A 25,821-nucleotide genomic window follows, 5' to 3' on the forward strand; every position below is an offset into this window, starting at 1 on the left:
CACATCCTTGCCTTGATGCCGCCTGAACTTGCCCACCGCCAACTACAAGTTCGTTGTCCCATATGTTGTCCCATATGCCCAGCAAACAAAAAGGGTTAGCTCAACAACATTGAGCTAACCCTTTGATTTTATTGGTCGGGGCGGTGGGATTCGAACTCACGACCCTCTGCTCCCAAAGCAAAAAAATACGTTTCCGCTGACGTCCGCCAAAGTCCGACAAAGTCCAGAAATTCCAATAAAATCAGCGCCAAGACAGCAGTCTTTTTCCGCCAACGTCCGTATTGGTTCGCCTGAAGCCGACAGCTCGTGGTGTCCCAATTGGTATCCCACCGAGCAGCTGACGCATGCCCTCAGACCTATTGACAGACACCGCCATTCGCCGCGCCAAGCCCGCAGAGACCCTGCACTATTTGCAAGATGGGAACGGGCTGATGCTACGAATCCGCCCCGACGGCCGTCGCGACTGGATGTGGCGCTACACAAGCCCTACGAAGGGGAAACGAGAAACACTCTACCCAGGATCGTACCCAGCGCTAACCCTGAAAGCCGTGCGCGAGTTCGTTCAAAAGCGCCGGGAGTTGGTTGCGAAGGGCATCGATCCGAAACGCGCCACAGCAGTATTGAACGACGACACCGACGCGATTCCAACGACGGTATCCGAGCTGTTTGGAGTGTGGTTCAAGAAAGAAATAATGCCTCATCGAAAGAGCGAAACCGATCACCAATCCATTCAAGGCCGCTTCAGTCGATATGTACTGCCGGCTATCGGCGACGTTAGCTTGACCGACGTTCGCCGGCCGCATGTTCTTAAGTCGATCGAGCCAGCGCGCGAGGGCAAAAAACTACGAACGGCCAACTTGATCCTGTCAGAACTCCGGCAAATGTTCGTTTATGCCGTGGCCAGGGAATGGATGCAGGGAGATCCCACTGCGGGGATAAAGCGACGAGACGCCGGCGGCCAGGATAAGGAAGGGGACCGCGTGCTATCCGATGGCGAGTTGTCCCAGCTCCGCGATGCGCTGGCTAGGCCAACAGAACAACGGACGAAGTATTACACGGCAACGCGTCGTGTCCTTCCGGTGCGTAGCGAACTCATGCTTTGGTGGACACTGGCAACGGCAGCTCGGGCGGTTGAGGTCGCCTCGATCAAGCGGCGGGGCGATGTCGATGTTGAGGCGCGCACATGGGATATCCCCTCCGACGTAGCAAAAAACGGGCGGGCTCATACGGTACATTTGAGCAACTTTACGCTGGCTATCTGGTCGCGCTTTCTTCTACTTCCGGCCGGCGACAGTCCATACCTGTTGGTTGGCCGGGAAGGTGGCCACGTTTCAGAGCGCGAGCTGACCCGTCGCCTCACCGACCGACAAACCCGTACGAAAAAGGTCAAGGGGAGAAAGAACACGACAGATCTGGATTTGCCTGGTGGCCATTGGACGCAGCATGATCTTCGGCGCACCGCAGCCACGATCATGGGCGAACTGGGCATACCCGAAGGCGTCGTGGACCGATGTCTGAATCACATTGAACCCAAGAAGGTCACCAGGACTTACCAGCGCCAGCAGATGCTGGTGCAGCGCCGAGATGCATTTGACGCGCTCGGCGCACATCTAACCAACTTGCTAGGCGATCCAGCCGAATGGTTGCCATGGCCAAACCTGGCCGAGGACTCGGCACAGTAAACCCTGCTCGTCACCGGCCAGAGCATCACACTCTGTTATGCATTGATGTAAGCTGTTGCTCACAGTTAACGCTTCACCCTGTTTTTCGACTTCACCGCAAGGTGCGTTTGACTCACATCGACACTACGGTTAACTTATAAGTGAACACATGCCCCTGTATCGGCTGATAACCAATGCCTCCATTGGGAACCCAGATGATGACCCCCAAGCGGCCAAGGACTCATGGAAGCTTTACTCGCGCCTCGAAGACGACAAGCCCGACGCGTCGCTGCTTTTGATCCGACAGATCGCAGCCATGCAAGAGCCTGCGGACAGAAAAGCGGCACTTGCCGCTGTTGTTAAGCTGATTCAAGTTGCCGCGACCGGTAAACCACTCACCGACTTTTATGACAAAAAGCAGTGCCATCCCTTTCATCAATTCCTTCATCCGGAAAAGCCACCGCAGACCAACCATTCGGTCTATCGAATTTGGAAGGGCGCAAGGGTAAGGTTGTCGTTCTATTACGGCGCGGATCGATCCATTTTGTTGGTGAACGCTTTTTCCAAGAAAGAGGACAAGCTGACGAAGGCACAAACGACCGCTCTAGAAACTGAAGTGAAGACCTACCTCGACGCTATGGCGGAAGGTACTTTTCGCATTTGCAAGCAAGAAATCAAGGATTGAGCCTCTAATGAAACACGCCCGTGCTAACACTGATACTCCCGTGAATGTGAGTGCTCTGTGGGCCGAAGCCACCAGCGACGACGACTTCGTTTTTGACGTCCGCGCCGAGCGCCTTTGCGTTGACTTGATCCGCGCTCTCCATCATCAGGACATGACGCAATCCGACTTGGCGTCTATCCTGGATTGGACGAAGGGCCGCGTGAGTAAGGTGCTGCATGGTCACACCAATCTGACGCTGAGAACGCTTCACACATTGGTGACCGCGATGAACTTGGATTTCGACATTGTGTTTCGTTCGAAAGAGGACGCGGCCTGCCGTCAACCTTGGCACGAACGCGAAGCGGACACCTACAAAACCCGCGTTGCGGCAGTGCATGCAATGGAAGCAACGATGCGGCAAAAACTCGCTGAATGCTCGATGCTGCTGGCTTCTGCAAAGCAGGTCAATCAGGCCGCATGGCGCCGTACCGATGTGCAGCAGGCGGCCAAGAAAACCCACTTTTCCCCCAACGAAAATTGGGGCTTTCCAATTGCATGCGCCGCAGCCTGATTTGGGGTAGCAATGAATCTATCTCCGCTGCAACTTGAGCATTACCACTTCTATCAGCTTTCGCTTGTCTCCCGGGACGACATAGAACTCGACCTTGACCGCAAGTCACTCTACCCGCCTATCGGCGAAGACGAAGTACACACAAAGGTCTTATTGCTGACCAGCGATGAGGCTGATCCGCATGAATTCATTGTGCGCCTTCGAGTCCGAAGCGAATTGACGTCCGCTAATGCAGAGTTCCCGTACACGTTCGATGTCGATATCGAAGGCATGTTTTCGATCGACCATGATGGGGAGATCGAAGAGCGAAAGCGACTGGTTGTCTGCAACGGTGCTTCAATCCTATATGGATCGATACGCGAGCAAATCCTTTCACTTTCCGCTAGGCATCGATACGGCCCGATCATGCTCCCGACTGCTAGCTTCTTGAAGCTGACGCGATCAGACAACGCCCCCGCCGAGCCCGCTGAGCCGAGGGAAGGCGCGCGGAAGCGGGCTAGCAAAAAGAAGCTGTAAGCTTCTTGAGCTAAGGAGGCCGCGGAGCTGCGATGCTCCCCGGCCTTTTTTTGTGGGGATTCCTCCTATTTCCAGCCAGTGTGCCTGTCGCGCGATAGCCACCAGCTTCGCCACGACCTGGCGCACCAATTGTTGGCGAGCGCGCTTCCGGGCGACGCCGCTCGATTGCCCCAGATCCGCTGCACCAGCGCTTGGCTAGTGCGCCGCCGGCGGCCGCCGCCCGGTCACACCCACAGATCCACCGCGACCTTATGCATCAGCCGTCTGGCCAGCGCGCCGACGTGGCCACGTCCACGACCGGCAGCAGCGTGTGCGGATCTGGCCAGGACCGGCGGCGGCAACGCGCTATCAGAAGAGTTGCGCGAACCCGAAGCCAGCCCGCAAAGAAACCATTCCTAATATTTCGGGAGGGGCTGGGAAAAACCTAACCTTCCTAACCAGACATAGCAAACTGGCCGGAGAGCCTTTATTCATACGGGTTTCCGGGGTTTCGCAAAACCTAACCTTTTCCTAACCAAAGCCTAACCCGGTTAGGTTTCTATACCCTAACCATATAAAAAATTAATTACTATATAAATCAATGACTTACGAAGCGGTTAGGTTTTAGGTTAGGTCAGGTTAGGTTTTAAACCTAACCAGTATTATTCATATAAATCAATCACTTATTAGGCTTTTTCAGGCCTAGTTAGGAAGGTTAGGTTTTTCCCAGCCCCTCCCCAAACCTGCGCAGAGTTTGAGCAAATCCACCACCACGCCCCGGACACGCCCACAGAAGTGCGTCGTTGGTGCGTCGTAGTGCGTCACCTGCCAAGCCCTACCAGCGGCCCGCAGAGCCGCGCCAATGCTGGCGCTAAGGGGTGACGCATAGATGAGTCTTTTTTGCCCCATTTAGCGCGCAGGCGTGGAGGGGGGAAGACTGCGCGCCAGGGGGTGCCACTGGTCAGAATACTGTATATTCATACAGCCCCTTGAGGTATCCCCATGGACTTCTTCGACCAATCACCGCGTGCCCCCCTGTCTGCGGCCCGCATACGGGCGCTCTACGCCCAAAACCCCACCACTGAGGCATGCGCATTAGCCTGGGAAATATGGCGCCTACAGCGCGTCGTGGTGGCTCTGGAAGCCGGCCTCAGAAACGCCAGCACCTTGCGCCACCGGCAAGACATCCTCGACCACGTGGCCAAGCTGCGGGAATACGTTCAGGGCGAGCCATGTTTGATCGAGGCGCTTGCGGTAAAGCCCGGCCGCCGGCGCGACGAGGAACGGTAAGCACGGCGCGACGTACCGACGAAAAAAAGCCCCGCCGAAGCGGGGCATGTCATCGAAGCCGAGCGGCCTATTCTTTCTCGCCCGTATGGACCACATAGGGCCGGAACTTCACCACCTCCTGCCCGAGCCATTCATTCAGACCCAGGAACTTCGCCTGTAGCGGCTCCAGCTCGTTGCGCGCGAATACCTGCGCAGCCGGCAGGATCGCGCCAAAGCCTCCGCTGTTGCTGGGCACCACCCCCATGAGCTGGGGCGGCACACGGTGCGCGGCGAGCATGTCATCGCGGCTGATGTTCTTGATGTTGAAGAAGTCATCACGTGCCGCGACCTCGCTAACCGGGATGATCTGCAAGCCGTCCTTCTTGCCACCAGGGGCATAGACAAACAGGTTGCGGAAGTTGCCCGGGCCTTTCGAGTTCTTCAACGCCTCACGGATGCCGTTCACATAGCTTTCATCTTGAATGGTGTCCGTCACGTACATGACGAAGCCCGCATGACTGCCGTTCTGGTAATACTTGCGCCGAAACAGCGTCGCGGACTCGTTTAGCCAGGCCGAATTCAGCGCCGCCAGATACTCCGGCATGCCATAGATTTCCTGGTTGATGTCGGGCTGCATGAGATGAGCCACGGCCCCTCGCGCGAATTCGTGTTCCTGGCCGATGCTTGGCACATAGAAATACTGGTCGGCCTCCAGCCCTCGCCGCGTGTACTTGGCCAGCGCATGGCGCAGCCCCAGCAGCTTTCCGGTCACGCTATCCTGCCGCTCCGCATGCGCGTTGCCGAAGATCAGAAAATCGACCGCCATCTTGTGGCACGTATCGCGGCTAAACAGGCGATTCGGCTCCAAAGTAGACGCCAGGATATTGGCTTTGAAGTAGATGGCCGAGCTGTGGTGGGGGCTTGCATGAAACGACTTGGCCAGCCCACCAAAATTGACGGGCGGCTCATACCAGCGACCGTTTTTCCAGCATTCCAGATAGTCCAGAATCTCGCGCCGATCCAGTACCGGCTCCGGCTCCCCAAAGGAAAACGCCTCGATGCCGGCGGAAGCCGGAGCCGCCGCCTGCGCCGCAGCGGTGGCGGCGAGCTGCACGCGCGGGGCTTTCTTTCGTTTCATCCGTAAATCTCCACAAGTCCCTGGTTCGCGCTGGTCGCGCCCTCCAGGGGTTCAAAGTCCAATGCGTGCATAAGCGCCCATGCGAGATCCGCATGCCCCGTGTCAGCAGCGCGCCCAGCGTCATAGGTCACGCTCTTACCGCTGGCGGTCATCGTCTTCTTGATCGACATCAGCGAATGGGCTATGTCGGTAGCGCCGGCGTCAAACTCAAGGCGTTTGTTCCGGATCACGTCGCCTGCCTTCAAGACAAGGCGCGACTTCACTTCAGGCGAATAGGCGTATGCGCGCGCATTCGGGAAAAATTGTTTGACCAGCTGGTAGACGCCCTGGCCCATGCCGGTGGCATCGATGCCGATATAAATGACGGCGTACCGTTCCGTGATTTCCTTTATCTTCTTGGCCTGGGCGGCAAAGTCCATGCCGCGCCACTGGTGACGCTCCAACACCCGGAACTTGCCGCCCGGCGTGCGCGGCGCGGCCAGCACGACGCAACCCGCCGAATCGCCGGTAAGCGATGGGTCATACCCGATCAAAACGGGGTTGTAGCCATAGGGCCGCAGCAGGAATTGCTGCACGTCGATCCATTCCACCATCGCATCCACCATGCAGCCCTGAAGCATGGCCAGGGGGAAGATGGACGCCGTATCGTCGATGAACCCGCACATAAGCAGGTTCTCGAACTGATCCGGGCTGTATTCAAGCCGCAGCTCGTCGATGTCGAACAGGTCGCACCCGCCCGCCTCCGCATCCAGAATCGTGACGATTTGCCGCCATAGCCGATCATCGCAGCGGTGCCCATTTTTCAGAACGGCATGCGCCAGCTCGATCGCAACCTGCTCGCGCTTCGCGCGCCGCTTGTTGAACAGCTCTCCAGTCCACAGCGGATAGGCTTCATGCGCCATGCTGGACGGAGTAGAAAAATAGGTCTTGCGCCAGTGCTTATGCAGCGCCATGCCACTGGCTACCTTGTTCAGCTCCGCGAAATTCGGTGTCCAAAAGAATTCGTCAAAGTAGAAGTTGCCGTGATAGCCCTGCGCCGTCCGCGCATTCGTGCCGAGAAAATACAGGTGCGCGCCATTTGGCAACACGATGGGATCGCCCTTTAGATCAACGTCCGCAGCTTCCCGGGCGAACTGCACGATGTACTGCTTGAAAACGTGCGCCTGCGCCTTCGATGCCGACAAGAAAATCTGATTGCGTCCGGTCCTGATCGCGTCGTCCAGCGCCTCACGGGCGAAGTACCACGTTGCGCCGATCTGGCGCGATTTCAGAATCATGCGCGTGCGCTGATCCCCATTGCGCAACCATACCTTCTGATAATCGAATAGCGACTCCCGGAAGGACTTCGATATCCGATCTGCCTGCGCCTCGCTGATCGCGTTTCGCTCCGGCCGGATTTTCGGGGCGGCGTTGCGGCGCTCAAGATTGGGGTTCAGCGTCGATTCTTTGCCGTCGCTGTCGAACTTGCGCACGCGTGCCGTGCGCTCAAGCTGCCGCCCCAGCAGGTCAATTTCCTTGAAATCCCGGCCGTCCTTCTGATCCTTCGCTATCAGCATGCACAGCCGCGCGTCTAAGGCGGTCTCCACGCGTTCCAGCGGCGACGCCGCGTCCCACTTGTCGCGCGTCTTCCAGCTATGCACGGTTGTGCGCTTCTCGCCGATGTGTCGCGCAATAGACGACACGCGCCAGCCCTGCCAGTACAGGTCTCGCGCAAGTTTTCGGGTATCGATGTTCTCTGCAATTTCAGACATGCCGCCATCGTGCCGACGTTTTCCGCGCGCGCGTGAAGGCGGGATGTGTAGCTACGCCTGCGACATCTTCCAGCCGTTGAGCGCGTGCCAGCCCCGCGCCACTATGGCAATACCCGAACACCACAAACAAAGCGAGACCAACCCATGAAATGGTTCACCGTGGCCACCGAAGGCCAAACGACTGACGGCCGCGTGATCGAACGCAGTTGGCTGGATGACATCGCCGCCACCTACAACCGCGAGACCTATGGCGCACGCATCTGGATGGAACACATCCGTGGCCTCCTCCCCGACAGCCCGTTCAAAGCATACGGCGACGTGCTAGCGGTCCGCGTGCAGGACAACAAAGACGGTAAGCGGGAACTGCAAGCCCAGCTTGACCCCACGCCGGACCTGGTGGCCATGACGAAGAAGCGCCAGAAAATCTACACGTCCATCGAGATCGAGCCGAACTTCGCCAAGTCGGGCAAGTGCGGACTCATCGGCGTGTCCGTCACGGATTCCCCGGCCAGCCTGGGGACTTCGATTCTGGAATTCGCTGCCAAGAACCCGGCAGCCCACCCCTACGCCTCCCGCAAGCAAAACCCCGCGAACCTCTTTACGAGCGCACTGGAGACCGTTCTCGACTTTGACGAAACACCCGCCGCCCAGGTGCCGGACGCAAGCGCCTCGTTCTTCGCGCGCATGAAGGAACTGCTGAGCACCTTCGCCCAGCAGCCCCAGCAGGCGCAGCCCGCCCTGCCGAACGACACCGCAAAGGCGCTCCAAGCGCTGCCGCAACTGTTCAGCGACTTCCAGGCGGCGTACACCGCAGGCAACAACGCGACGGCATCCAAGGTGGAGAAGCTCGAATCGGAACTGGCCGAATTCAAGAAGTCGGCCGCCAGCGCCGCCGACTTACAAGACCTGCGAGAAACCCTCGACAAGACGCCGAACAGCTTCCACCAGCGCCAACTGGCGACCGGCGGCACGGGCGAGCAGCTCACGCAGTTCTAACCCTCGAACCCGACATCAGACATCTATCGCCTACCGGATATCGAAATGCACCAAGAAACCCGCAAGAAATACAATGCCTATCTGGCCCAGCTGGCCGCCGTCAACGGCACCGACGATGCTGGCAAAACCTTCACTGTCATTCCGTCGGTACAACAGAAGCTCGAAACCGCGCTGCAAGAAAGCTCGTCGTTCCTGGGTCGCATCAACATGGTCGGCGTGGACGAATTGCAGGGTGAAAAGCTGGGCCTGAACCTGTCCGGCCCGGTAGCCTCGCGCACCGACACGACCGCCAAAGAGCGCCAGCCGCGCGACCTGTCCACCCTGGACAACAACGGCTATCACTGCCGCAAAACCGACTATGACTCGTTCATCCGTTACGACAAGCTCGACGCATGGCGCCGCTTTCCCGACTTCCAGTTGCGCATTGCCAATCTGCTGGTGCAGCGTCAGGCCCTCGACCGCATCATGATCGGTTTCAACGGCACCAGCATTGCGGCAAATACGGACCCCGCCGCTAACCCGATGCTGCAAGACGTGAACAAGGGCTGGCTCCAGAAGGCCCGCGAAAGCGCAGCCGAACGGGTCATGGCCGAAGGCAAGACCGGCTCCGGCAAGGTGCTGATCGGCCCGGACGGCGATTACAAGAACCTCGATGCGCTGGTGTACGACGCTATCCAGCTGCTGGACCCGTGGCATCAGGAGAATCCCGGGCTGGTGGCCATCCTCGGCCGTGGCCTGATGCATGACAAGTATTTCCCGCTGGTCAACCAGGACAACAAGGCAACCGACACCCTGGCTGCCAACATCATCATCAGCCAGAAGCGCGTCGGCGGTCTGCCGGCCGTGCAGGCGCCGTTCTTCCCGGCTGGCAAGGTCATGATTACGTCGTTGGACAACCTGTCGCTGTACTGGCAGGTCGGCGGGCGTCGTCGCCATGTGATCGAGAATCCGGGCCGCGACCGCATCGACACCTTCGAAAGCTCCAATGATGATTACGTCGTGGAAGACTTCGGCCTGCTCTCGCTGATCGAGAACATCGAACTGGCGGCAGCGTAACCATGGCCAGCCCTGCACAGCTTCACCGCATGCGGGTGCTGGCCGCCAAGACGAGCGCGGCCAGCGAGGGCGCGCCCGTCGTGGTGGGCGGTATCTATGGCCAGATGATGGCCAAACTGACACTGGACGCGCGCCGTCTGCACGACATTCAGTCCGTCGAACGCAAGATTTCGGTCAAGCGCGAACTGCTGCCCGAGTATCAGGCCTACATCACGGGCGTACTGGAGGGCGACTCGGGCCAGCCGGATGAGGTAGTCGCCACGCTCATGCTTTGGCACATCGACGCCGGCTTGTTTGAGCGGGGCCTTGAAATCGCTACCTACGTCATGCGCCACGAGCTGCCGTTGCCGGAGCGCCTGAAGCGCAACGCCGCGACCCTCTTGCTGGATGAAGTTGCTGGCGCCGTGGCCGGCGGCGCAGTCGCTGACGCAGATACTGCCATGGCCATTCTGCAACGGGTGGCCGTTCTGGTGGACGGTCACGACGCCCCGGACCAAGCGCGCGCCAAGCTGCACTTCGCCCTGGGCAAGACGCTGGCGCTCCAGGCCGGCGACACGCTGGACGGACAACGCCTGGAAATGGCACGTGCCGCCGTCGCGCAGCTCAAGCGTGCGGTTGACCTGTTCTCGGGCATCGGCGCCAAGAAGCTCATCGAACAACTGGAACGCAAGATCAAGAACGCCGGCACCGCAGGCTAACCGAGTGCCCCCAAGCGCACGGCGGCGCGGGCTGACGGTGGCTCCCTGAGCAACCCGACGCCTGCCCACCGCCGACCCCACTGGATTCCGCCATGAGCTTTATCGCCACAGCTCCCACACCGTCCAAGACACCCGCCAATGTCATCAAGAACGACGGCTTTTTCCCCGATTTCGACATGAGGGAGGCCCGCGACGCGCTCCGGCTTGATGGCACCGTCACGGACTCGCGCCTCCGGCATGCCCTGCTGGGCGCCATCGTGGAAGTGGGCGGCGACCTGGCGGCATGGAAGGAAGCCATGCGCGCGCGGGGCAGCGACACCCTGGCGAGCGTCCCCACCGGGGATTTAATCGACGGACAGTCGCGGCGGACGCTGGCGTATGTGCGCGCCGTGTACAGCCTGGTCAAAGCGGACCTGATCGAACGCATGGCCGACTACGACACCACGGGCGCCGGCCAGAAGCGCATCGAGTGGCTGGCCGACGCGCCGGACGAGCATCGGCGCAATGCCCGCTGGTCCACCGCCGACGTGCAGGGCCGACCGCGCAATGTGGTGGAGCTGATCTGATGCAGGTCCGCGCAATGCAGGGGGACACCGTAGACGCGTTGTGCTGGCGCCACCTGCGCACCACGCGCGGCGTGGTGGAACAAACCTTTGAACTGAACCCCGGACTTGCGGACCACGGCGCCATCCTTCCGCACGGCCTCGCCGTGACTCTCCCCGAGCCGGCATCCGAACCTTCGACGGTCCCGACCGTCAACCTTTGGGACTGAACTTCATGGCCGAACCCTCCACCGTCACCGCGACCGCAGCGGCGACCACCGCAACATCCGGGCTGGTTCTCGCCCAGGTGCTGCCCTACATCGACGCCAACGCCGCCTTTGGCGCCGTCATCGGCGCGGCCCTGGTCGCCAGCACCAAAAAGGATTTGAGCGCCTGGAAGCGCTTTCTATCCTTTCTTCTATCCGCGCTGTGCGGCTACGGTGGCGCCGGCGAGTTCATCGCGCGAGAATGGGCCAAACAGTCGTTCCTGCCCGCGCTGCTGGGCGCGCTGATCATTGTTCCCATCGCGCTCAAGCTGCTGGCCATGGCGCCGGATTTCGACTTGAGGGCGATCATCATTCGGATGGCCGGCGGCGGGGGGAAGCCATGAACACCGCCGCGCTGACGCTCACCCCCCTGGCCGTGGCCTGCGTCCTGCTGTACGCCCTGGCCGGCGCCCGCCTGCTTTGGTATCGGCCGAACGGCGCACACCATCGGCCGAAGGTGTCCCTATTCGCCTCCATCGCCATCGCCAGCCTGTTCTGCCGCGCCCTGGCGGTCGCCCTCTGCACGTCGGGCCCGCCTGGATTGCTGGAACTGGTCGCGGCCGGCGCCGTCTGCGCCATCGCTTACGCGATCCGGGGCAACTTGGCCATCTTCTTTCGGAGCAAGCAACGTGAATGAAATCCTGAAATCCGGCAGCCGCGGCCTTGCGGTAAGCGCCCTGCAAACGCAGCTGAACAATGCAGGCCATCGCCTGGACGTGACGGGCGAGTTCGACGACGCCACAGAAAGCGCCGTGCGCGCTCTCCAGGCGGCGCGCGGCCTGGTCGTGGATGGCAAGGTGGGAAACAAGACGCGCGCCGCCCTGGCCGGCCAGGACACGTCGAAACTGATGCGCGAATCCGATCTTTCCGCCGCCGCCAAACAGTTGGGCGTGCCCCTGGCCAGCGTCAAGGCGGTCAACGCGGTGGAGTCCAACGGCAACGGCTTCCTTCCCGATGGTCGCGTCTCGATTCTGTTTGAGCGTCATGTGTTTTACCAGCGCCTCCAAGCGCACGGCGTGGACCCCGCTCCGCATGCCCTCCGCTTCCCTGGCATCGTCAATCCCAAACGCGGCGGGTACGCTGGCGGCGCCGCCGAACACGCCCGCCTTGCGACCGCCGCGCAGGTATGCCGCGCTGCCGCCCTGGAAGCGACGAGCTGGGGCGCATTCCAAATCATGGGCTTTCACTGGCAAGCCCTGGGGTATGAAAGCGTCGAAGCCTTCGTTGCTTCCCAGCAGCAAAGCGAGGGCGCGCAGCTCGCGGCATTCGTGAAGTTCATCGAAGCCGACCCCGTGTTGCATAGGGCGCTGATCGGCCGGAAGTGGGCGGCGTTCGCGCGCGGCTACAACGGCACCGCCTATGCGGAAAACCTCTATGACGTGAAGCTGGCCCGGGCCTACGAACGGTTTTCAGCTCCGGCCGGCAAGGTGGCCGCATGAACGGGTGGCTTTGGCGGCTGGCGCCCTACCTCGTCTGCGCCTTGCTGGCCCTGGTCATCTGGCAGCAGCGCGGCACCATCGCCGGGCAGGCCGCCGCCCTGACAGCGTATGGCGAACGCCTGAACGCCCAGGACGTCGCCATGAGCAAGATCACGGCGGGCATTCAGCAAGGCAAGGACGACTTGCGCCAGCTGGTGGCCACACAAGAAGGATTCCGCAGCGCACTGGAATCGCGCCGCTCCGACATCGAGGACTTGAAACGTGAGAACGAAGATTTTCGCCACTGGGCTGATGGCGTGCTGCCTGAGCCTATTGCAAGGATGCGGGAACGCCCCGCGATCACCGGCGCCGATGGCTATGCCGAACACCTGCGCGCCCGTAGTCCCCTGCGTGCTGTCAGCCAGCCGCCCGGTCCGCAATGAGGACCTGAACGCAGCGCTTGACCGCGTAGAGGCAGATTGGGCTATCTGTGCCGCCCAGGTAGATGCGGTCATCGCGTGCGAAGCGAGGGAACGGAATGCGCAAAGCCACTGAACTGCGGGCGTACATCACTGAAGCAAACCCGTATCTGCGACGCGATCCGGAAAAGCTGCACGTCTTTATCGATGCCGGCGCGGTCGCAGCCGTCGCCACGGCCAGCCTGTCGCATGAATACGCTTATACCCTCAACCTTGTCATTGAGGACTTTGCCGGCGACCCGGGCAGCATCATGGTCCCCATCTTGGCTTGGCTGCGCGTGCATCAGCCGGACGTGCTGGAGAACCCCGAAAAGCGCAAGCAGGCCATCGCTTTTGAAGTGGAAATCATCACGAATGACACGTTCGACTTGAGCATCAAGCTCCAGCTCACAGAGCGCATCATCGCGCGACTGGATCCGGCCGGCGAGCGAATCGATATCACCCATGCGCAGGAGCCTTCCCACCCTGACCTATTCCCGGACCCGAGCGCGCCCGCGCGCAGCGTCTGCCGAGACGGTGAGGAAATCGGCATCCTGCCCTACCCTGGCTGGGCCATCGAGCGATGAGCGCCGACTTTGCCGACGTGCAGGACTGGGCCGCTGGCCTGCTCGCGCGGCTAGAGCCGGCTGAGCTGCGCAAGGCGAAGCTGCGGATTGCTCAGGAGCTACGCCGCACGGAAAGCCAGCGCATCGGCGCCCAGGTAGACCCGGACGGCCAGCGCTACAGGCCCCGCAAAGCCCGTAAGAACCTGCGCGGCAAGAAGGGCACCATCCGACGCAAGATGTTCGCGCGCCTGCGCACGGCACAGCACCTCCGCGCAGGCGTCACCGAGGACGCGGCAACGGTTGGTTTCAAGGGCCGCGCCTCGCGCATCGCCTGGGTCCACCAGCGCGGACTAAGGGACCGGGCAGCACCGGGCGCGCCCGACGTGCGCTATCCCGTCCGGCGCTTGCTTGGCTTCTCCAAGGAAAGCCGCGAACGCGTTCTGGATACGCTGGCCGACTTCCTGGCCGGTCGCGGGCTGTAGCAGGCCGAGCAACAACACCGGCTTCGTGCGCGCGCGAAGGCAGCGCGGCAACATGGCCGCATGCACGAAATAGCCGAACTCTTCCGCCTGCTGACCAACCTTATCCGGGTCGGCACCATCGCGCAGGTTGATCTTTCCTCCCGGCCGGCCAAGGTCCGTGTTTCCACCGGCGCGCTGACCACGGACTGGCTGCAATTCCTAGCCCTTCGCGCCGGCACGTCCACGACCTGGGATCCGCCGACGACGGGCGAACAGGTTCTGGTGCTTTGTCCAGGCGGTGACACCGCCGCCGGCATCGTCATCACCGGCCTGAACTCGGATGCGATCCCAGCCCCTTCGACCAGCGCCAGCGAACACGTGCGCCTGTATCCCGATGGCGCCCGCGTCACTTATGACCACCAGGCCGGCGCGCTGACTGCCACGGGCATCAAGACCATCCAAGCCAACGCCAGCACGTCCGCCATCCTGCGCTGCCCTGCCATCACCCTTGACGGCGATGTGACCGTCACGGGCCTGCTGTCCTATCAGGCGGGGATGTCCGGCAAGAACGGCAAGGGCAATCGGACGGTCATCAGCGGCGACATCATCCAACGCGATGGCGAACTGTCGTCCAACGGCGTGGTGCTGGAAACCCACACGCACCGCGTGCGCAGCCTGGGCGGCGAAACCGACGAGCCGACCAAATGAGCTATCTGGGAATGAATGCCAAGACGGGCCGGCGCATCACGGGCGCGGAACACCTGAGCCAGTCCATAGGCAAGATCATTGGAACTTCCGTCGGCACACGCGTTCGCCGGCGTCCCTTCGGTTCTGTGGCGCCCGATCTGGTGGACGCGCCTGCGAACGCCGCGACGCTGTTGCAGCTCTATGCGGCAGCGGCCACCGCATTGCTTGCCTGGGAGCCGCGCCTAACGCTGCGCGCCATCACCGCGCAGGTAGATGCGGCTAGCCCTGGCGCCCTGATGTTCGAGTTGTCTGGTGAAGCCTTGATAGACAACGAAGTGCGCCCGGTCTCCCTGTCTACCCGCATCGGTGCTTAGCATGGCCACGTCCAACACGATTGACCTATCCCTACTGCCACCGCCCGACGTGGTGGAGCAACTTGATTACGAGCAGATCCTTGAAACCCGAAAGGCACGCATCATCGCGCTGTTTGCGGCCGAAGATCGCGATGCAGTCGCCAAGACGCTGGCGCTGGAATCGGAACCGCTTACCATTCAACTGGAAGAGAACTCCGAACGCGAGTTGATCCTTCGCCAGCGCATCAACGAAGCGGCCCGCGCCGTCCTGCTGGCTTTCGCCAAAGGGGCAGACCTGGAGAACATCGCCGCCGAATACGGCGTGCAGCGCCTGATCATCCGCGCTGAAGATCTGACCGTATCGCCACCCATCGATGCCGTCATGGAAACTGATGACGAGCTGCGAGACCGCGTACAACTCGCATGGGAAGGCTTGTCCACGGCTGGCCCCCGTGGTGCCTACGAATTCCATGCGCGATCTGCACATGGGCAAATCGCGGATGCAAGCGCCATCAGTCCCGACCCCTGCGATGTGCTGGTGTCGATCCTTTCGCGTGACGGCGACGGTACGGCAAGCGAGACCATCCTCGCCGCCGCCCGCCTTGCGCTCAATGATGAAGACATCCGCCCGATGGGGGATCGCGTCACGGTGAAATCCTCCGTCATCCGCCGCTACAACGTGCGCGCCACGCTTCACCTGAAAGGCCAAGGCCCAGGCCGCAGCGTGGCAACCGCCACCGTCAACGCTTCTATCGGTGCGTTCGTGAACCGCCCTCGGCGCCAGGGCGTGTCCGTGTGGCGTTCCGCACTTACCGCCGCGCTGCACGTTGAAGGGGTGGATCACCTGGTACTGCACGAACCCGCCGCCGACATCCTGTTGCAGCCAACAGAAGCGGGCACTTGCGTTGAGGTTTCCATCGAGGTTGCGGGCGGGACAGACAATGGCTAAGAAACGCGCCTTGCTGCCGCCCAGCTCCACGCCACTGGAGCGCAACCTCGCCATCACAGGCGCGGACATCGAAGACATTCCCTTACCTATTCGCAGCATCCGGCAGGCCGCTGAATGCCCACCGGATCTGCTTACCTGGCTGGCCTGGGAGCGGTCCGTTGATCGCTGGGACGACGCTTGGCCCGTGGAGGCCAAACGCAAGGCCCTGCGCAACTCGTTCTTCGTCCACAAGCGCAAGGGCACCATCGGCGCCCTGCGGCGCGTCGTGGAGCCGCTGGGCTTCCTGCTGAACGTAACCGAGTGGTTCCAGATGCAGCCCGAAGGGCGGCGCGGGACGTTCCGCCTCACCATCGGCGTGCTGGATAGCGGTATCGACGAAGCGATGTATCTGGAGCTGGGACGCCTGATTGAAGACGCCAAGCGTCTGAGCCAGCACCTTATCGGCCTCGCAATTGCCGCCGAAGTCCGCACGCAAGTGAATTTCGGAATCGCCTCCTACGACGGCGACACCCTGACCGTTTACCCCTACATCCCCGAGACCATCGAAACGCGCGTTTCGCTGGCCTACGGCCTCCGCGATCACACCATAGACACGATGACGGTATACCCATGAGCGCTACCTATTTCGGAATTCTGACCAAGTACGGCGAAGAGCGCGAAGCGCAGGCGCACGCGCTGGGCATTCCCCTCAAAATCACGAGCCTTTCCGTGGGCGACGGTGGCGGCATCGTTCCGACCCCTGATCGCCTGCAAACCGCCGTTATTGGCGAATGGCGCCGTAAACCCCTCAATCAGCTATCCACGGATCCCGCGAATCCGAGTTGGCTGATCGCCGAACAGGTCATTCCTGAAAACGAAGGCGGCAACTGGATCCGCACCCTGGGGCTGCACGACGACACGGGCGGCCTGGTCGCCGTGGCGAACTGCCCGCCCACCTACAAGCCGCTGCTCGCCGAAGGTTCCGGCCGCACCCAGGTCATCCGCATGGTCTTGATGGTCAGCAGCGCCGCGAATTTCGAGCTGAAAATCGATCCTGCGGTTGTATTGGCCACGCGAAAGTATGTGGACGATGGCTTGGCGCTCAAGCTCGACAAGACCGGTACGGCAGTTGCCGCCGCCAAGCTTGCTACTGCCCGCACGATTGCTCTGACCGGAGACGGCACGGCTTCCGTTTCGTTCGATGGGAGCAAAAACATGTCGGCCGCTCTTACGCTCGCCGCTTCTGGCGTTACTGCGGGAACTGCTGGATCTGGAAATGAAATTCCCGTCATCACGGTTGACGCAAAGGGACGCGTCGTCAACCTGGGGAAGGCCGTAGTCGGAAACTCGGCTACAGCGACGAAGTTGGCCGCTGCGCGGCAATTCTCTATTACAGGTGGTGCGACAGCGGGTAGCGTGAGTTTTGATGGTTCCGGAAACGTGACTCTAAATGTGACGGCATTGGATGTGTCCAAGGCCACCGCAGGAACGCTCCCCGTCGCTCGCGGTGGAACCGGCTCTACGTCATTTGCAGCGCGGTCATATCTGACCGGCGCGGGCTCTGGCCCCCTGGTGCCTCGTACTGCGGTAGAAGTACTGGAAGATATCAAAGCCCTTCCCAAGGCCGGCGGCACCATGGAAGGTCCGATCTCTTTGGGCGCCGGAGCCGCCATCGGCGCGGAGTATGGCAGCACGTCCATTGCTAGAACTGCTCACGTGATACTTCCAGACGGCGGAGGCTTCTCCAGCAACAACGGAAGCATTCCCGGCGCAATGAAAATAACACTCCCATCCACATCAGTCGGTGCCAACACTATGTTGCGGCTCCGTGTAGAGGTGTTCGAATATTCGGGATCCAAACCTGTAACGATTTTGCTAGACGGCTACGTCCAGTCGAAAAAAACATGGTCAAGAGCCGGCGCAACGATTATCGCGGGCGAACCTACATCCGATTCATCTATTCGCTTCGGCCACGATGCGGAAGGTGTCCCATGCATTTGGATTGGTGAGCTTTCTAAAGGGTGGTTGTACCCAACCATTACCGTTGCCGAAGTCCTAGCGAAGTACAACGCTAACGGCGCAACCGTGGCCGCCTGGGGGACGGGTTGGAAGGTAGAGCCGGTCACGGCATTTGAGACCGTGGACATAACTCTTCCCGGCGGGAACCTGACATTTGGCCGCAGCGATATCCAGAACGTGGCAGGACTGGAGGATGCTCTTGCAAAAAAAACTAGCACCAGCGTGATGCTGACAGCAGGCAACGGCTTGAACGGCGGTGGAAACCTTGCAGCGAATCGCAGCTTTGAGCTTGGAACACCCGGCACGATCACTAAGGCATCGTCCAATGCTGTGCAGTCCACTAGCCATACACATGCCCTGGACATTTCCGCAGCCGACATTGGTGCCGCTTCATCCGATGTAATCCTGACAGCGGGGAACGGTCTATCTGGTGGTGGCAACCTCAGTGGAAACCGCGCCTTCAGTCTTGGAACGCCGGGAACGATCACTAAGGCATCTTCAAATGCTGTGCAGTCCACCAGCCATACGCATGCCCTCGACATTTCCGCAGCCGACATTGGTGCCGCTTCGTCCGGTGTAATCCTGACAGCGGGGAACGGTCTATCTGGTGGCGGAAGTCTCGGTGCAAATCGAACTTTCACTTTGGGAACGCCGGGCAAGCTGTCTGCAACAACCGCCAGCGCCGTAACTGCCGAAAGCCATACCCATGAGCTGGACACACAAGCCAATCAAATGGACACAACATCAGGCCGCCTGCTGTTGGTCGGCGCTTTTGGATTGGGGGCATATAACCCCCTAGGATCTGCGGATCTTGACACTATTGTGATACCCGGTAGCTACGGGCAAAACTCAAATTTGGGGGCAACGCTGGAGAATAACTATCCTGTTGCCGGCGCTGCTGGCACCTTGGATGTAGGTGTGGCCGGTTCTTACATTGTTACTCATACCTTCACCACGTTTAACCCAGTCCGCCTTTTTGTACGCTCGCGTCACAGCACTACCTCGTGGAAGCCGTGGGTAGAGTACGTTTCTACCGATACGGTGAAACTGAAATCACCAGCGGGACGGATAGCCTACATGGCCAGACGGACGGCCCCCCCAGGATGGCTGAAGGCAAACGGTGCTGCCATTTCCGTCGCTGCATATCCGGAACTGGATGGGGCGATATATTGCGGCGATGCTGCAAATTCAACCGCAGATTTTGGTTACCGCTGCACCAACGGGGCCAGTCCAGCAACGACACGAAGCACAACCGGGGAATTCATCGTACTGCCTGATCTTCGAGGCGAATTTACACGTGGCTGGGATGACGGCAGAGGCATCGATAGGAGCCGTGCGTTCGGCACTTATCAATCCGATACTTTCAAAGCCCACCGGCATACGCTCTCGACATCCGTAAACCGGGGCGTTGGCGGGATATCGGGGAGTCTTGAGCGTGTGCCATTTGTGTCGGACTCGTATGAACCGGAAACGATTTCAGAAGGTGGTGTTGAGACGCGTCCGCGGAACATAGCACTTCTGGCCTGCATCTCGTACTGACATGGAATTGCAATGAACGAATCAACCAATCAAGACGACTACCAACCCCGCATTGTGTCGGGGCTAGATCAGGACGGGTTTTTCCTCGAACCTGTCTATGCGGATCCGTCCCCTGCTGACCCTGGCGCCTTCTTGATCCCTGGTGGAGCAATTGACTACGAACCACCAGAATGCCGCCCAGAGAAATGCTATCGCCCAGATGGCAATGATGGCTGGGATGAGTTTGACGACTACCGAAACGTGCAAACTGTCCTTGTAGACAATGGAGTGCCTTACACCTACGGGCAGGTTATCAATGGCCTGACTTACAACGGGATTGGTCCCGTACCGGCCTGGCTAACACGAGCCACCCGCCCGAACGCTTGGAGCATCTGGGACGGACAAGCCTGGGTGGAGGACGAAGAAAAGCGCAGTCTGCTCATCAGGCAACAGCACGCGGACTCCCGAAACCAAAAGGCTGCACAGGCGGCAACAGCTATTGCCCCATTACAAGATGCTGTAGACCTTGGGCTGGCAACGCCAGAAGAAACGCAACTGTTGTACGCCTGGAAACTATACCGGGTCATGCTGAACCGAGTCGCCATCGAGCAGGAAGCCCCAGATTGGCCGAACCAGCCGACCTAATGACATTTGTACCTGCATCTGCACGAATCATGCCCTGCCAATTTTGGCGGGGCTTTTTGTTTGTCCGCCAGCGACATCAGGCACCCCGTGCGCGCGCGAGGGTCCGCATTCAAACTGATCTCTGTATCCAACAAGGCCCAGCGCCGCCCCGGCGTATCTATCGGAGTAAATCTCAATGGCTGAGGACTATCACCACGGCGTACGCGTCATTGAAGTAGACGACGGCACGCGCCCGCTTCGCACCCCGTCCACGGCTACCGTGGGCTTTGTGGCCACGGCTGAAGATGCCGATCCGGTCACCTTCCCGCTGAACACCCCCGTCCTGGCAACGAACATCGCCGCCGCCGCCGGCAAAGCCGGCACGAAGGGCACGCTTGCGCGCACATTGGAAGCCATCGGCGCCCAGATCAACCCGGCTACGGTCATTGTCCGCGTCGCCGAAGGCGCGACGCCCGCCGAAACGCAATCCAATGTGATCGGCGGCACCGACGCGAACGGCCGCTATACCGGCGTCCGCGCGCTGCTGGCGGCGCAAAGCAAAGGGCCGCTCATCAAACCGCGCATCCTGGGCGCCCCGGGCCTGGAGTCCGCCGCAGTCCTGGCCGAATTGGCCGCTACCGCGCAGAAACTGCGCGGCTTCGCATATGGCAGCGTCCCCGGCATGGACACGATTGAGGAAGTCGCCGCCTTCCGCGAGACCTTCGGGCAGCGCGAGCTGATGCTGATCTGGCCGGACTTCATGGGCTGGGACACGCGCACCAACAGCGAAGCACGCATTGTGGCATCGGCTGCTGCGCTGGGCCTGCGCGCCAAGATCGACACGGACATCGGCTGGCACAAGACCCTCTCCAACATTCCGGTAAACGGCGTGACCGGCATCAGCAAGGACGTGTTCTGGGACTTGCAAGACCCGGCGACCGATGCCGGCTACCTGAACGCCAAGGACATCACGACGCTGATCAACAAGACCGGCTTTCGCTTCTGGGGCAGCCGCACCTGCGCCGGACCGCAAAGCCTGTACCCGTTCGAGAACTACACGCGCACGGCCCAAGTGGTGGCGGACACGGTAGCCGAAGGCCATATGTGGGCTGTCGATCAACCGCTGCATCCCTCGCTGATCCGGGACATCATCGAAGGCATCAACAGCAAATTCCGCACGCTCAAGAACCTGGGCTACATCATCGACGGCAGCGCGTGGTGGGACAGCGAACCCAACACCAAGGAAACGCTCAAGTCGGGCCAGTTCTGGATCGACTACGACTACACACCCGTTCCGCCCGCCGAGAACATCATTTTCCGCCAGCGCATCACCGACCGCTATCTGGTGGACTTCGCCAAGCGCATTGCTGCCTAACGCAACACGGCCGCCATGCGCGGCCTGTTTCCTCTCTATCGAAACACCGGAGCATCAATTATGGGCATGCCCTCCAAGCTCAAGAACATGAACCTTTTCAACGACGGCCGAAGCTTTATCGGCGTCGTTTCCGCAGTCACCCCGCCGAAGCTGTCGCGCAAGATGGAAGCATGGCGCGCGGGCGGCATGGGCGGCGCCGCGCATGCCGATTTCGGCCTGGACGACGACGCGCTCAAGATGGAATGGACTATCGGCGGCTACATGAAGCAAGTGCTTCAGCAAGCCGGCGCGGTGGGTGTTGACGGCGTTCAACTGCGTTTCGCCCAGGCCTACCAGCGCGATGACACCGAGGAAGTCGATGCGGTAGAGATCGTCGTACGCGGCCGGCATTCGGAAATCGACCGTGGCGAATCGAAGGTTGGCGAAGACACGGAATGGAAGATTTCCACCAACTGCACCTACTACAAGGAAACGATCAACGGCGAGACCGTGATCGAAATCGACATCTTCAATCTGGTCCACATGATTGGCAGCGTGGACAAGCAAGAAGCCGTCCGCCGCGCCATCGGCATGTAACCCCTCAGACCCAAGAAAACCATGAAAGCTCAAGATCAAGCCAACGACCTCGCCATTGCCCCACATGAAAACGCAACCGCCGCCCAGGACGTGGACGACGGCAGCACGCAATTGGTGACCCTCGAAAGCCCCATCAAACGCGGCGGCCAGAACATCCACTCCATCACGGTTCGTAAGCCCAAGGCGGGTGCGCTGCGCGGCACCAGCCTAATCAACCTGGTGCAACTGGATGTCGTGTCCCTGCAAACCGTTCTGCCCCGCGTCACCGACCCGATGATTTCGGCGCCCGAAATCGCCAACCTGGAACCGGCCGACCTGCTGGCCCTGGGCGCTGCGGTTGCCTCTTTTTTCATGACGAAGGCGGAACGCGGGGCGCTCCAAACTGCGTAGAGGACGCGATGGCCGACTTGGCTCTGGTGTTCCACTGGAACCCGGACTACATGGACGGCCTATCGCTGGATGAACTGGCCCAATGGCGCGAGCGCGCACGCGTTCGTTTCCAACCGGAGTAGACACCGATGGACAAGACGCTTCAACTGCGCGTCATCGCGGCGATGCAGGACAAGCTGTCCGGGCCGCTCAAGAAGATCAAGCAAACCTCTGCCACGTCTGCCGCCGGCGTGGTGGAGCTTCGTGACAAGCTCAAGGCGTTGAACAACGCCCAGCGGGACGTAGGCCGGTTCCGCGAATTATCGCGCGGTCTGCAATTGACCCGCACAGAAATGGCGAACGCGCAGCAACGCGTGGCCACCCTCGCCCAGCAGATGCAGGCCTCTGCCAGCCCCACGCGTACGATGGCACGTGAATTCAACAGCGCGGTGCGTGCCGCGCAGCAGCTCAAGGCGAAGCATTCCGAACAGTCCATAGAACTGCAACGGCTACGGACTAGCCTCAGCACCGCCGGCTTGTCGGCAAGCAACCTTGCTCGGGACGAGCAAGGACTACGCCAGCGCATCGAGCAGACCAATGCGGCACTCGATAGGCAGATGCAGAAGCTGAAAGCCTCCGCGTCGCACCAGCAGCGCCTAGGCGCCGCGAAAGACAGGTACAACGCTGGCCGATCTGCCGCCGGTACGATGGCTGGCCTGGGCGCCGGCGGTCTGGCCGCAGGCGGCGCTGCGCTCTACGCGGAAACGAAGTTCTTGTTGCCCGGCGTGGACTTCGACGCTGCCATGAGCAAGGTTCAGGCACTCGCACGTCTAGATAAGATGAGCGTGGAAATGCAGGCACTGCGCAAGCAGGCCCGCGACCTGGGCGCGGCCACAATGTTCTCAGCTGGCCAGGCCGCCGAGGCGCAAGGATTCCTTGCGATGGCAGGCTTCAACCCGAAGGCGATTCACGCTGCCATGCCAGGCATGCTGTCGCTGGCCAAGGCGGGCGATACCGACCTCGCGCAGACGGCCGATATTGGGTCCAATATTTTGACCGGCTTCAACCTTCCGGCGGAACAAATGAGCCGCGTAGGGGATGTACTGGTGGGCGCTTTTACGCGTTCGAACACTAGCTTGTATATGCTAGGCGAGACCATGAAGTACGTGGCCCCCGTAGCCGCCGGAGTTGGCCAGGACATCGAAACGGTGGCCGCCATGGCAGGCAAGCTGGGCGATGCTGGTATCCAGGGCAGCATGGGCGGTACCGCCCTGCGGGCAATCCTGGGCCGTCTGGCCTCCCCACCAAAGGCGGCAGCCAAAGCGTTAGAAAGCCTGAAAATCCAGACCAAGGACGCAGCTGGCAACCTGCGCGACCTGCCATCTATTCTGGAGGAACTGCACAAGAAGACCTCCAAGATGGGCAACGCTGAACGCGCGGGGATCTTCAAGCACATTGCTGGCGAGGAAGCCTTTAGCGGCTTGCAGGTGCTGGTGGCACAGGCTGGAAACGGCGAGCTGCAGAAATTCATCCAAGAGCTTCGACAAGCGGCTGGCGAAGCCGACAAGACTGCCGGCACGATGGCAGACAACATGCGGGGGTCGCTCGACGAGTTGTCCAGCGCCTGGGAGGATCTGGGCATCCAGATCTACGAGCAACACGATGGCCCCCTGCGCAAGATGGTCACGGGATTGGCCGACACCATCGGCAAGGTGAAGGATTGGGCCGCAGCCAATCCCAAATTGGCTAGCGGCCTGACGGCGGCAGCGGCAGGCGTCGCCGCCCTGGTGGCCGGCCTGGGCGCGCTTACGCTGACGCTTGCCAGCATCCTGGGGCCATTTGTGATCGTGCGGTATGCGTTCACGATGCTTGGGATTCAGGGCGGCGGACTGGTGGGCGTGCTGGTGAACCTCGCCCGCAAGGGCATTGGTAGCGTAGGCCGCGCGCTCCTTCTCCTGGGCCGCATCCTGATGGTCAATCCGATCGGACTGGCCGTCACCGCCATTGGCCTGGCCGCATTCACCGTCTACAAGTATTGGGAGCCTATCAGCGCGTTTTTTCAGGGGCTATGGGCCAGCGTGCGGGACGCCTTCACCGGCGCTATAAACGGCATTACCGCGTTCCTGCAGGCCTGGAACCCGATGGCGACAATCCGAGCCATCTTCATGGGAGCATTGGAATTCTTCTCAGGGCTTTGGAACTCGATCCGCAGCACTTTTGATACGGCCGTGGCCGGCGTGTCGTCCGTCCTTCAGAGCTGGAATCCCATGGGGTTCATCCGGTCGGCGTTCGCGGGCATTGGCGGCTTCTTTGGCGAGACATGGGAAACGGTCAGCACGACGGTGACGGCGGGAATCGGCGCGGTCGGAAAGCTGTTGGCCGAATGGTCGCCGCTGGCGCTTCTGTCCGATGCCATCAATTCCGGCCTTCAGGCGATGGGCTTGGAAATCCCGGCGAAGTTCTCGGACCTGGGCGGCATGCTCATGCAGGGACTGGTGAACGGCATTACCAACGCCGCCGGCGCTGTGAAGGAGGCAATTTCCAACATGGGCGGCGGGGTCATCGGCTGGTTTAAGGAAAAGCTGGGTATCAAGTCGCCAAGCCGCGTTTTTATGGGCATGGGCGAATTTGTCTCTGACGGCGCGGCAGTCGGCATTGACCGCCATGCGCCGGCCGCTGCACAGGCTGCGCAAGCGCTTGCTGCATCGGTCGCAAAGGCGGGAGAGCTGGCCAGCCTCTCACCCTCTGTCAACCTGCCTCAGCCATCGGCGCTTGCCACTGTCGCCAACGTGGCGGCTCCGCCCGTCGCCCCGCACCAAATGCCGGCCAGCTTGCAGATGCCGCCAGCGGATGCACCGGCCCTGCTTCCCACCTCTAACGACCCGCAGCCTGCGGTATCCGCAGGCATATCTTCGTTCGCGGCACCGCACCCACAGTTTGTCCGCTCCGAGGCTCCACGCATCCCGCTGGCCCTAGAAGGAATCACAGCAGCCGGTAGTGCAATCGCATCGCGCCTGGTAGACGCTCTACGGGCTGCCCAAGGCGTTGTTACCGCACTTGCCATAGGCGGGACAGTAGTCGCGCCCAGTTCCGCGCTTGCAGCCTCTCCAGAGGCCGCAAGGCCATCGGCAATCAGCTTGGACCCCGACACGCTGGCGAGCCGCTTTGATATGCGCCCCACAGTGAAGCCGACTACTGCCCCGCGTTCTGTCGTCGTGCAGGGCGACACCATCGCCATCCACATCCACGGCGCTGGTTCCAGCCCCGCCGACATCGCACGCGCAGTGGAATCTGCCTTGCAACGCCGGGACGCGGAAAGGCAGGCACGTGTGCGCTCCGCCTACTTCGATCCAAACTAAGGA

At 60.9% G+C, this 25,821-nt stretch carries 29 protein-coding genes; 27 read left to right on the forward strand and 2 right to left on the reverse strand.

The annotated features are described in order from the left end of the window. Positions 1-344 precede the first annotated feature (344 nt). The 5 genes from A7V84_RS07640 to A7V84_RS07660 all read left to right on the forward strand — a co-directional run bounded on the left by A7V84_RS07640 (position 345) and on the right by A7V84_RS07660 (position 4,681). Positions 345-1,682, forward strand: coding sequence for a tyrosine-type recombinase/integrase (locus tag A7V84_RS07640; RefSeq protein ID WP_063939983.1), 1,338 nt, complete (start codon positions 345-347; stop codon positions 1,680-1,682). Between the two features lie 148 nt (positions 1,683-1,830). Further along, positions 1,831-2,346: a hypothetical protein gene (locus A7V84_RS07645; RefSeq protein WP_063491976.1), complete on the forward strand. Its 516-nt coding sequence runs from the start codon at positions 1,831-1,833 to the stop codon at positions 2,344-2,346. A gap of 7 nt (positions 2,347-2,353) precedes the next feature. After that, positions 2,354-2,896: a helix-turn-helix domain-containing protein gene (locus tag A7V84_RS07650; RefSeq protein WP_115638904.1), complete on the forward strand. Its 543-nt coding sequence runs from the start codon at positions 2,354-2,356 to the stop codon at positions 2,894-2,896. Positions 2,897-2,908: 12 nt separating this feature from the next. Continuing rightward, the gene (locus tag A7V84_RS07655; RefSeq protein ID WP_063491974.1) at positions 2,909-3,412 is read left to right on the forward strand and encodes a protein-export chaperone SecB; all 504 of its coding nucleotides are present in this window, start codon (positions 2,909-2,911) and stop codon (positions 3,410-3,412) included. A gap of 981 nt (positions 3,413-4,393) precedes the next feature. After that, positions 4,394-4,681, forward strand: coding sequence for a hypothetical protein (locus A7V84_RS07660; RefSeq protein WP_063491973.1), 288 nt, complete (start codon positions 4,394-4,396; stop codon positions 4,679-4,681). A 67-nt stretch (positions 4,682-4,748) separates the two neighbouring features. Here A7V84_RS07660 and A7V84_RS07665 read toward each other — a convergent pair whose 3' ends face one another. Both A7V84_RS07665 and A7V84_RS07670 read right to left on the reverse strand, forming a co-directional pair. Next, positions 4,749-5,798, reverse strand: a complete 1,050-nt coding sequence (locus tag A7V84_RS07665; protein WP_063491972.1) for a phage portal protein — start codon at positions 5,796-5,798, stop codon at positions 4,749-4,751. Beyond that, complete coding sequence (locus tag A7V84_RS07670; protein ID WP_063491971.1) at positions 5,795-7,549, reverse strand: terminase large subunit domain-containing protein; 1,755 nt, start codon at positions 7,547-7,549, stop codon at positions 5,795-5,797. The genes A7V84_RS07665 and A7V84_RS07670 overlap by 4 nt, the downstream gene beginning before the upstream one ends. A 144-nt stretch (positions 7,550-7,693) precedes the next feature. Here A7V84_RS07670 and A7V84_RS07675 point away from each other — a divergent pair, with 144 nt between their 5' ends. The 22 genes from A7V84_RS07675 to A7V84_RS07770 all read left to right on the forward strand — a co-directional run bounded on the left by A7V84_RS07675 (position 7,694) and on the right by A7V84_RS07770 (position 25,818). Then, complete coding sequence (locus A7V84_RS07675; RefSeq protein ID WP_063491970.1) at positions 7,694-8,545, forward strand: GPO family capsid scaffolding protein; 852 nt, start codon at positions 7,694-7,696, stop codon at positions 8,543-8,545. A 45-nt stretch (positions 8,546-8,590) separates the two neighbouring features. Then, on the forward strand, positions 8,591-9,601 hold the full coding sequence (locus A7V84_RS07680; protein WP_063491969.1) for a phage major capsid protein, P2 family: 1,011 nt from the start codon (positions 8,591-8,593) through the stop codon (positions 9,599-9,601). A 2-nt stretch (positions 9,602-9,603) separates the two neighbouring features. After that, positions 9,604-10,299 carry a phage terminase small subunit gene (gpM, locus tag A7V84_RS07685; protein ID WP_063491968.1) on the forward strand — a complete coding sequence of 232 codons (696 nt, stop codon included), beginning with the start codon at positions 9,604-9,606 and terminating at the stop codon, positions 10,297-10,299. Positions 10,300-10,391: 92 nt separating this feature from the next. Further along, the gene (locus A7V84_RS07690) at positions 10,392-10,865 is read left to right on the forward strand and encodes a head completion/stabilization protein (RefSeq protein ID WP_063491967.1); all 474 of its coding nucleotides are present in this window, start codon (positions 10,392-10,394) and stop codon (positions 10,863-10,865) included. After that, positions 10,865-11,071 carry a tail protein X gene (locus A7V84_RS07695; RefSeq protein ID WP_063491966.1) on the forward strand — a complete coding sequence of 69 codons (207 nt, stop codon included), beginning with the start codon at positions 10,865-10,867 and terminating at the stop codon, positions 11,069-11,071. The genes A7V84_RS07690 and A7V84_RS07695 overlap by 1 nt, the downstream gene beginning before the upstream one ends. Positions 11,072-11,076: 5 nt before the next feature. Further along, entirely contained in the window at positions 11,077-11,451 is a 375-nt protein-coding gene (locus A7V84_RS07700) for a putative holin (RefSeq protein WP_063491965.1), read from the forward strand. Next, positions 11,448-11,744 carry a phage holin family protein gene (locus A7V84_RS07705; protein WP_063491964.1) on the forward strand — a complete coding sequence of 99 codons (297 nt, stop codon included), beginning with the start codon at positions 11,448-11,450 and terminating at the stop codon, positions 11,742-11,744. Before A7V84_RS07700 ends, A7V84_RS07705 begins: the two co-directional genes overlap by 4 nt. Further along, positions 11,737-12,546 (forward strand): N-acetylmuramidase domain-containing protein, encoded by an 810-nt coding sequence (locus A7V84_RS07710; RefSeq protein WP_063491963.1) that lies wholly within the window; start codon positions 11,737-11,739, stop codon positions 12,544-12,546. The genes A7V84_RS07705 and A7V84_RS07710 overlap by 8 nt, the downstream gene beginning before the upstream one ends. Before the next feature lie 291 nt (positions 12,547-12,837). Beyond that, positions 12,838-13,080, forward strand: coding sequence for an Rz1-like lysis system protein LysC (lysC, locus tag A7V84_RS21645; RefSeq protein WP_212760497.1), 243 nt, complete (start codon positions 12,838-12,840; stop codon positions 13,078-13,080). Continuing rightward, a complete protein-coding gene (locus A7V84_RS07720) occupies positions 13,064-13,570 on the forward strand; it encodes a phage tail protein (protein ID WP_063491961.1) in 507 nt (168 codons plus the stop codon). Before lysC ends, A7V84_RS07720 begins: the two co-directional genes overlap by 17 nt. Beyond that, entirely contained in the window at positions 13,567-14,031 is a 465-nt protein-coding gene (locus A7V84_RS07725; protein ID WP_063491960.1) for a phage virion morphogenesis protein, read from the forward strand. The genes A7V84_RS07720 and A7V84_RS07725 overlap by 4 nt, the downstream gene beginning before the upstream one ends. Before the next feature lie 60 nt (positions 14,032-14,091). Then, positions 14,092-14,718, forward strand: coding sequence for a phage baseplate assembly protein V (locus A7V84_RS07730; RefSeq protein ID WP_063491959.1), 627 nt, complete (start codon positions 14,092-14,094; stop codon positions 14,716-14,718). Then, positions 14,715-15,071, forward strand: a complete 357-nt coding sequence (locus tag A7V84_RS07735; RefSeq protein ID WP_231939989.1) for a GPW/gp25 family protein — start codon at positions 14,715-14,717, stop codon at positions 15,069-15,071. Before A7V84_RS07730 ends, A7V84_RS07735 begins: the two co-directional genes overlap by 4 nt. Before the next feature lies 1 nt (position 15,072). Continuing rightward, positions 15,073-15,999, forward strand: coding sequence for a baseplate assembly protein (locus tag A7V84_RS07740; RefSeq protein ID WP_063491957.1), 927 nt, complete (start codon positions 15,073-15,075; stop codon positions 15,997-15,999). Further along, positions 15,992-16,612 (forward strand): phage tail protein I, encoded by a 621-nt coding sequence (locus A7V84_RS07745; protein ID WP_063491956.1) that lies wholly within the window; start codon positions 15,992-15,994, stop codon positions 16,610-16,612. The genes A7V84_RS07740 and A7V84_RS07745 overlap by 8 nt, the downstream gene beginning before the upstream one ends. Beyond that, positions 16,609-19,536, forward strand: coding sequence for a phage tail protein (locus A7V84_RS21650; RefSeq protein ID WP_082832978.1), 2,928 nt, complete (start codon positions 16,609-16,611; stop codon positions 19,534-19,536). The genes A7V84_RS07745 and A7V84_RS21650 overlap by 4 nt, the downstream gene beginning before the upstream one ends. 12 nt (positions 19,537-19,548) lie before the next feature. Then, positions 19,549-20,160: a tail fiber assembly protein gene (locus A7V84_RS20620; protein WP_082832977.1), complete on the forward strand. Its 612-nt coding sequence runs from the start codon at positions 19,549-19,551 to the stop codon at positions 20,158-20,160. 175 nt (positions 20,161-20,335) lie between these two features. Next, on the forward strand, positions 20,336-21,514 hold the full coding sequence (locus A7V84_RS07755; protein ID WP_063491954.1) for a phage tail sheath protein: 1,179 nt from the start codon (positions 20,336-20,338) through the stop codon (positions 21,512-21,514). A 60-nt stretch (positions 21,515-21,574) separates the two neighbouring features. Then, entirely contained in the window at positions 21,575-22,090 is a 516-nt protein-coding gene (locus tag A7V84_RS07760; protein ID WP_063491953.1) for a phage major tail tube protein, read from the forward strand. Positions 22,091-22,111: 21 nt separating this feature from the next. Then, entirely contained in the window at positions 22,112-22,480 is a 369-nt protein-coding gene (locus A7V84_RS07765; RefSeq protein ID WP_063491952.1) for a phage tail assembly protein, read from the forward strand. An 8-nt stretch (positions 22,481-22,488) separates the two neighbouring features. Continuing rightward, positions 22,489-22,602, forward strand: coding sequence for a GpE family phage tail protein (locus tag A7V84_RS20625; RefSeq protein ID WP_082832976.1), 114 nt, complete (start codon positions 22,489-22,491; stop codon positions 22,600-22,602). A 6-nt stretch (positions 22,603-22,608) separates the two neighbouring features. Next, positions 22,609-25,818: a phage tail tape measure protein gene (locus tag A7V84_RS07770; RefSeq protein ID WP_063491951.1), complete on the forward strand. Its 3,210-nt coding sequence runs from the start codon at positions 22,609-22,611 to the stop codon at positions 25,816-25,818. Positions 25,819-25,821 lie beyond the last annotated feature (3 nt).

This window comes from Bordetella trematum, assembly GCF_900078335.1.
Taxonomy (GTDB): domain Bacteria; phylum Pseudomonadota; class Gammaproteobacteria; order Burkholderiales; family Burkholderiaceae_B; genus Bordetella; species Bordetella trematum.

Excerpts from the sequence above, each read along its gene's own strand:
- A7V84_RS07640 (WP_063939983.1), top strand. The coding sequence starts at position 345 with ATGCCCTCAGACCTATTGACAGACACCGCCATTCGCCGCGCCAAGCCC.
- A7V84_RS07645 (WP_063491976.1), top strand. The coding sequence starts at position 1,831 with ATGCCCCTGTATCGGCTGATAACCAATGCCTCCATTGGGAACCCAGAT.
- A7V84_RS07650 (WP_115638904.1), top strand. The coding sequence starts at position 2,354 with ATGAAACACGCCCGTGCTAACACTGATACTCCCGTGAATGTGAGTGCT.
- A7V84_RS07655 (WP_063491974.1), top strand. The coding sequence starts at position 2,909 with ATGAATCTATCTCCGCTGCAACTTGAGCATTACCACTTCTATCAGCTT.
- A7V84_RS07660 (WP_063491973.1), top strand. The coding sequence starts at position 4,394 with ATGGACTTCTTCGACCAATCACCGCGTGCCCCCCTGTCTGCGGCCCGC.
- A7V84_RS07665 (WP_063491972.1), bottom strand. The coding sequence starts at position 5,798 with ATGAAACGAAAGAAAGCCCCGCGCGTGCAGCTCGCCGCCACCGCTGCG.
- A7V84_RS07670 (WP_063491971.1), bottom strand. The coding sequence starts at position 7,549 with ATGTCTGAAATTGCAGAGAACATCGATACCCGAAAACTTGCGCGAGAC.
- A7V84_RS07675 (WP_063491970.1), top strand. The coding sequence starts at position 7,694 with ATGAAATGGTTCACCGTGGCCACCGAAGGCCAAACGACTGACGGCCGC.
- A7V84_RS07680 (WP_063491969.1), top strand. The coding sequence starts at position 8,591 with ATGCACCAAGAAACCCGCAAGAAATACAATGCCTATCTGGCCCAGCTG.
- gpM (WP_063491968.1), top strand. The coding sequence starts at position 9,604 with ATGGCCAGCCCTGCACAGCTTCACCGCATGCGGGTGCTGGCCGCCAAG.
- A7V84_RS07690 (WP_063491967.1), top strand. The coding sequence starts at position 10,392 with ATGAGCTTTATCGCCACAGCTCCCACACCGTCCAAGACACCCGCCAAT.
- A7V84_RS07695 (WP_063491966.1), top strand. The coding sequence starts at position 10,865 with ATGCAGGTCCGCGCAATGCAGGGGGACACCGTAGACGCGTTGTGCTGG.
- A7V84_RS07700 (WP_063491965.1), top strand. The coding sequence starts at position 11,077 with ATGGCCGAACCCTCCACCGTCACCGCGACCGCAGCGGCGACCACCGCA.
- A7V84_RS07705 (WP_063491964.1), top strand. The coding sequence starts at position 11,448 with ATGAACACCGCCGCGCTGACGCTCACCCCCCTGGCCGTGGCCTGCGTC.
- lysC (WP_212760497.1), top strand. The coding sequence starts at position 12,838 with ATGGCGTGCTGCCTGAGCCTATTGCAAGGATGCGGGAACGCCCCGCGA.
- A7V84_RS07720 (WP_063491961.1), top strand. The coding sequence starts at position 13,064 with ATGCGCAAAGCCACTGAACTGCGGGCGTACATCACTGAAGCAAACCCG.
- A7V84_RS07725 (WP_063491960.1), top strand. The coding sequence starts at position 13,567 with ATGAGCGCCGACTTTGCCGACGTGCAGGACTGGGCCGCTGGCCTGCTC.
- A7V84_RS07730 (WP_063491959.1), top strand. The coding sequence starts at position 14,092 with ATGCACGAAATAGCCGAACTCTTCCGCCTGCTGACCAACCTTATCCGG.
- A7V84_RS07735 (WP_231939989.1), top strand. The coding sequence starts at position 14,715 with ATGAGCTATCTGGGAATGAATGCCAAGACGGGCCGGCGCATCACGGGC.
- A7V84_RS07740 (WP_063491957.1), top strand. The coding sequence starts at position 15,073 with ATGGCCACGTCCAACACGATTGACCTATCCCTACTGCCACCGCCCGAC.
- A7V84_RS07745 (WP_063491956.1), top strand. The coding sequence starts at position 15,992 with ATGGCTAAGAAACGCGCCTTGCTGCCGCCCAGCTCCACGCCACTGGAG.
- A7V84_RS21650 (WP_082832978.1), top strand. The coding sequence starts at position 16,609 with ATGAGCGCTACCTATTTCGGAATTCTGACCAAGTACGGCGAAGAGCGC.
- A7V84_RS20620 (WP_082832977.1), top strand. The coding sequence starts at position 19,549 with ATGAACGAATCAACCAATCAAGACGACTACCAACCCCGCATTGTGTCG.
- A7V84_RS07755 (WP_063491954.1), top strand. The coding sequence starts at position 20,336 with ATGGCTGAGGACTATCACCACGGCGTACGCGTCATTGAAGTAGACGAC.
- A7V84_RS07760 (WP_063491953.1), top strand. The coding sequence starts at position 21,575 with ATGGGCATGCCCTCCAAGCTCAAGAACATGAACCTTTTCAACGACGGC.
- A7V84_RS07765 (WP_063491952.1), top strand. The coding sequence starts at position 22,112 with ATGAAAGCTCAAGATCAAGCCAACGACCTCGCCATTGCCCCACATGAA.
- A7V84_RS20625 (WP_082832976.1), top strand. The coding sequence starts at position 22,489 with ATGGCCGACTTGGCTCTGGTGTTCCACTGGAACCCGGACTACATGGAC.
- A7V84_RS07770 (WP_063491951.1), top strand. The coding sequence starts at position 22,609 with ATGGACAAGACGCTTCAACTGCGCGTCATCGCGGCGATGCAGGACAAG.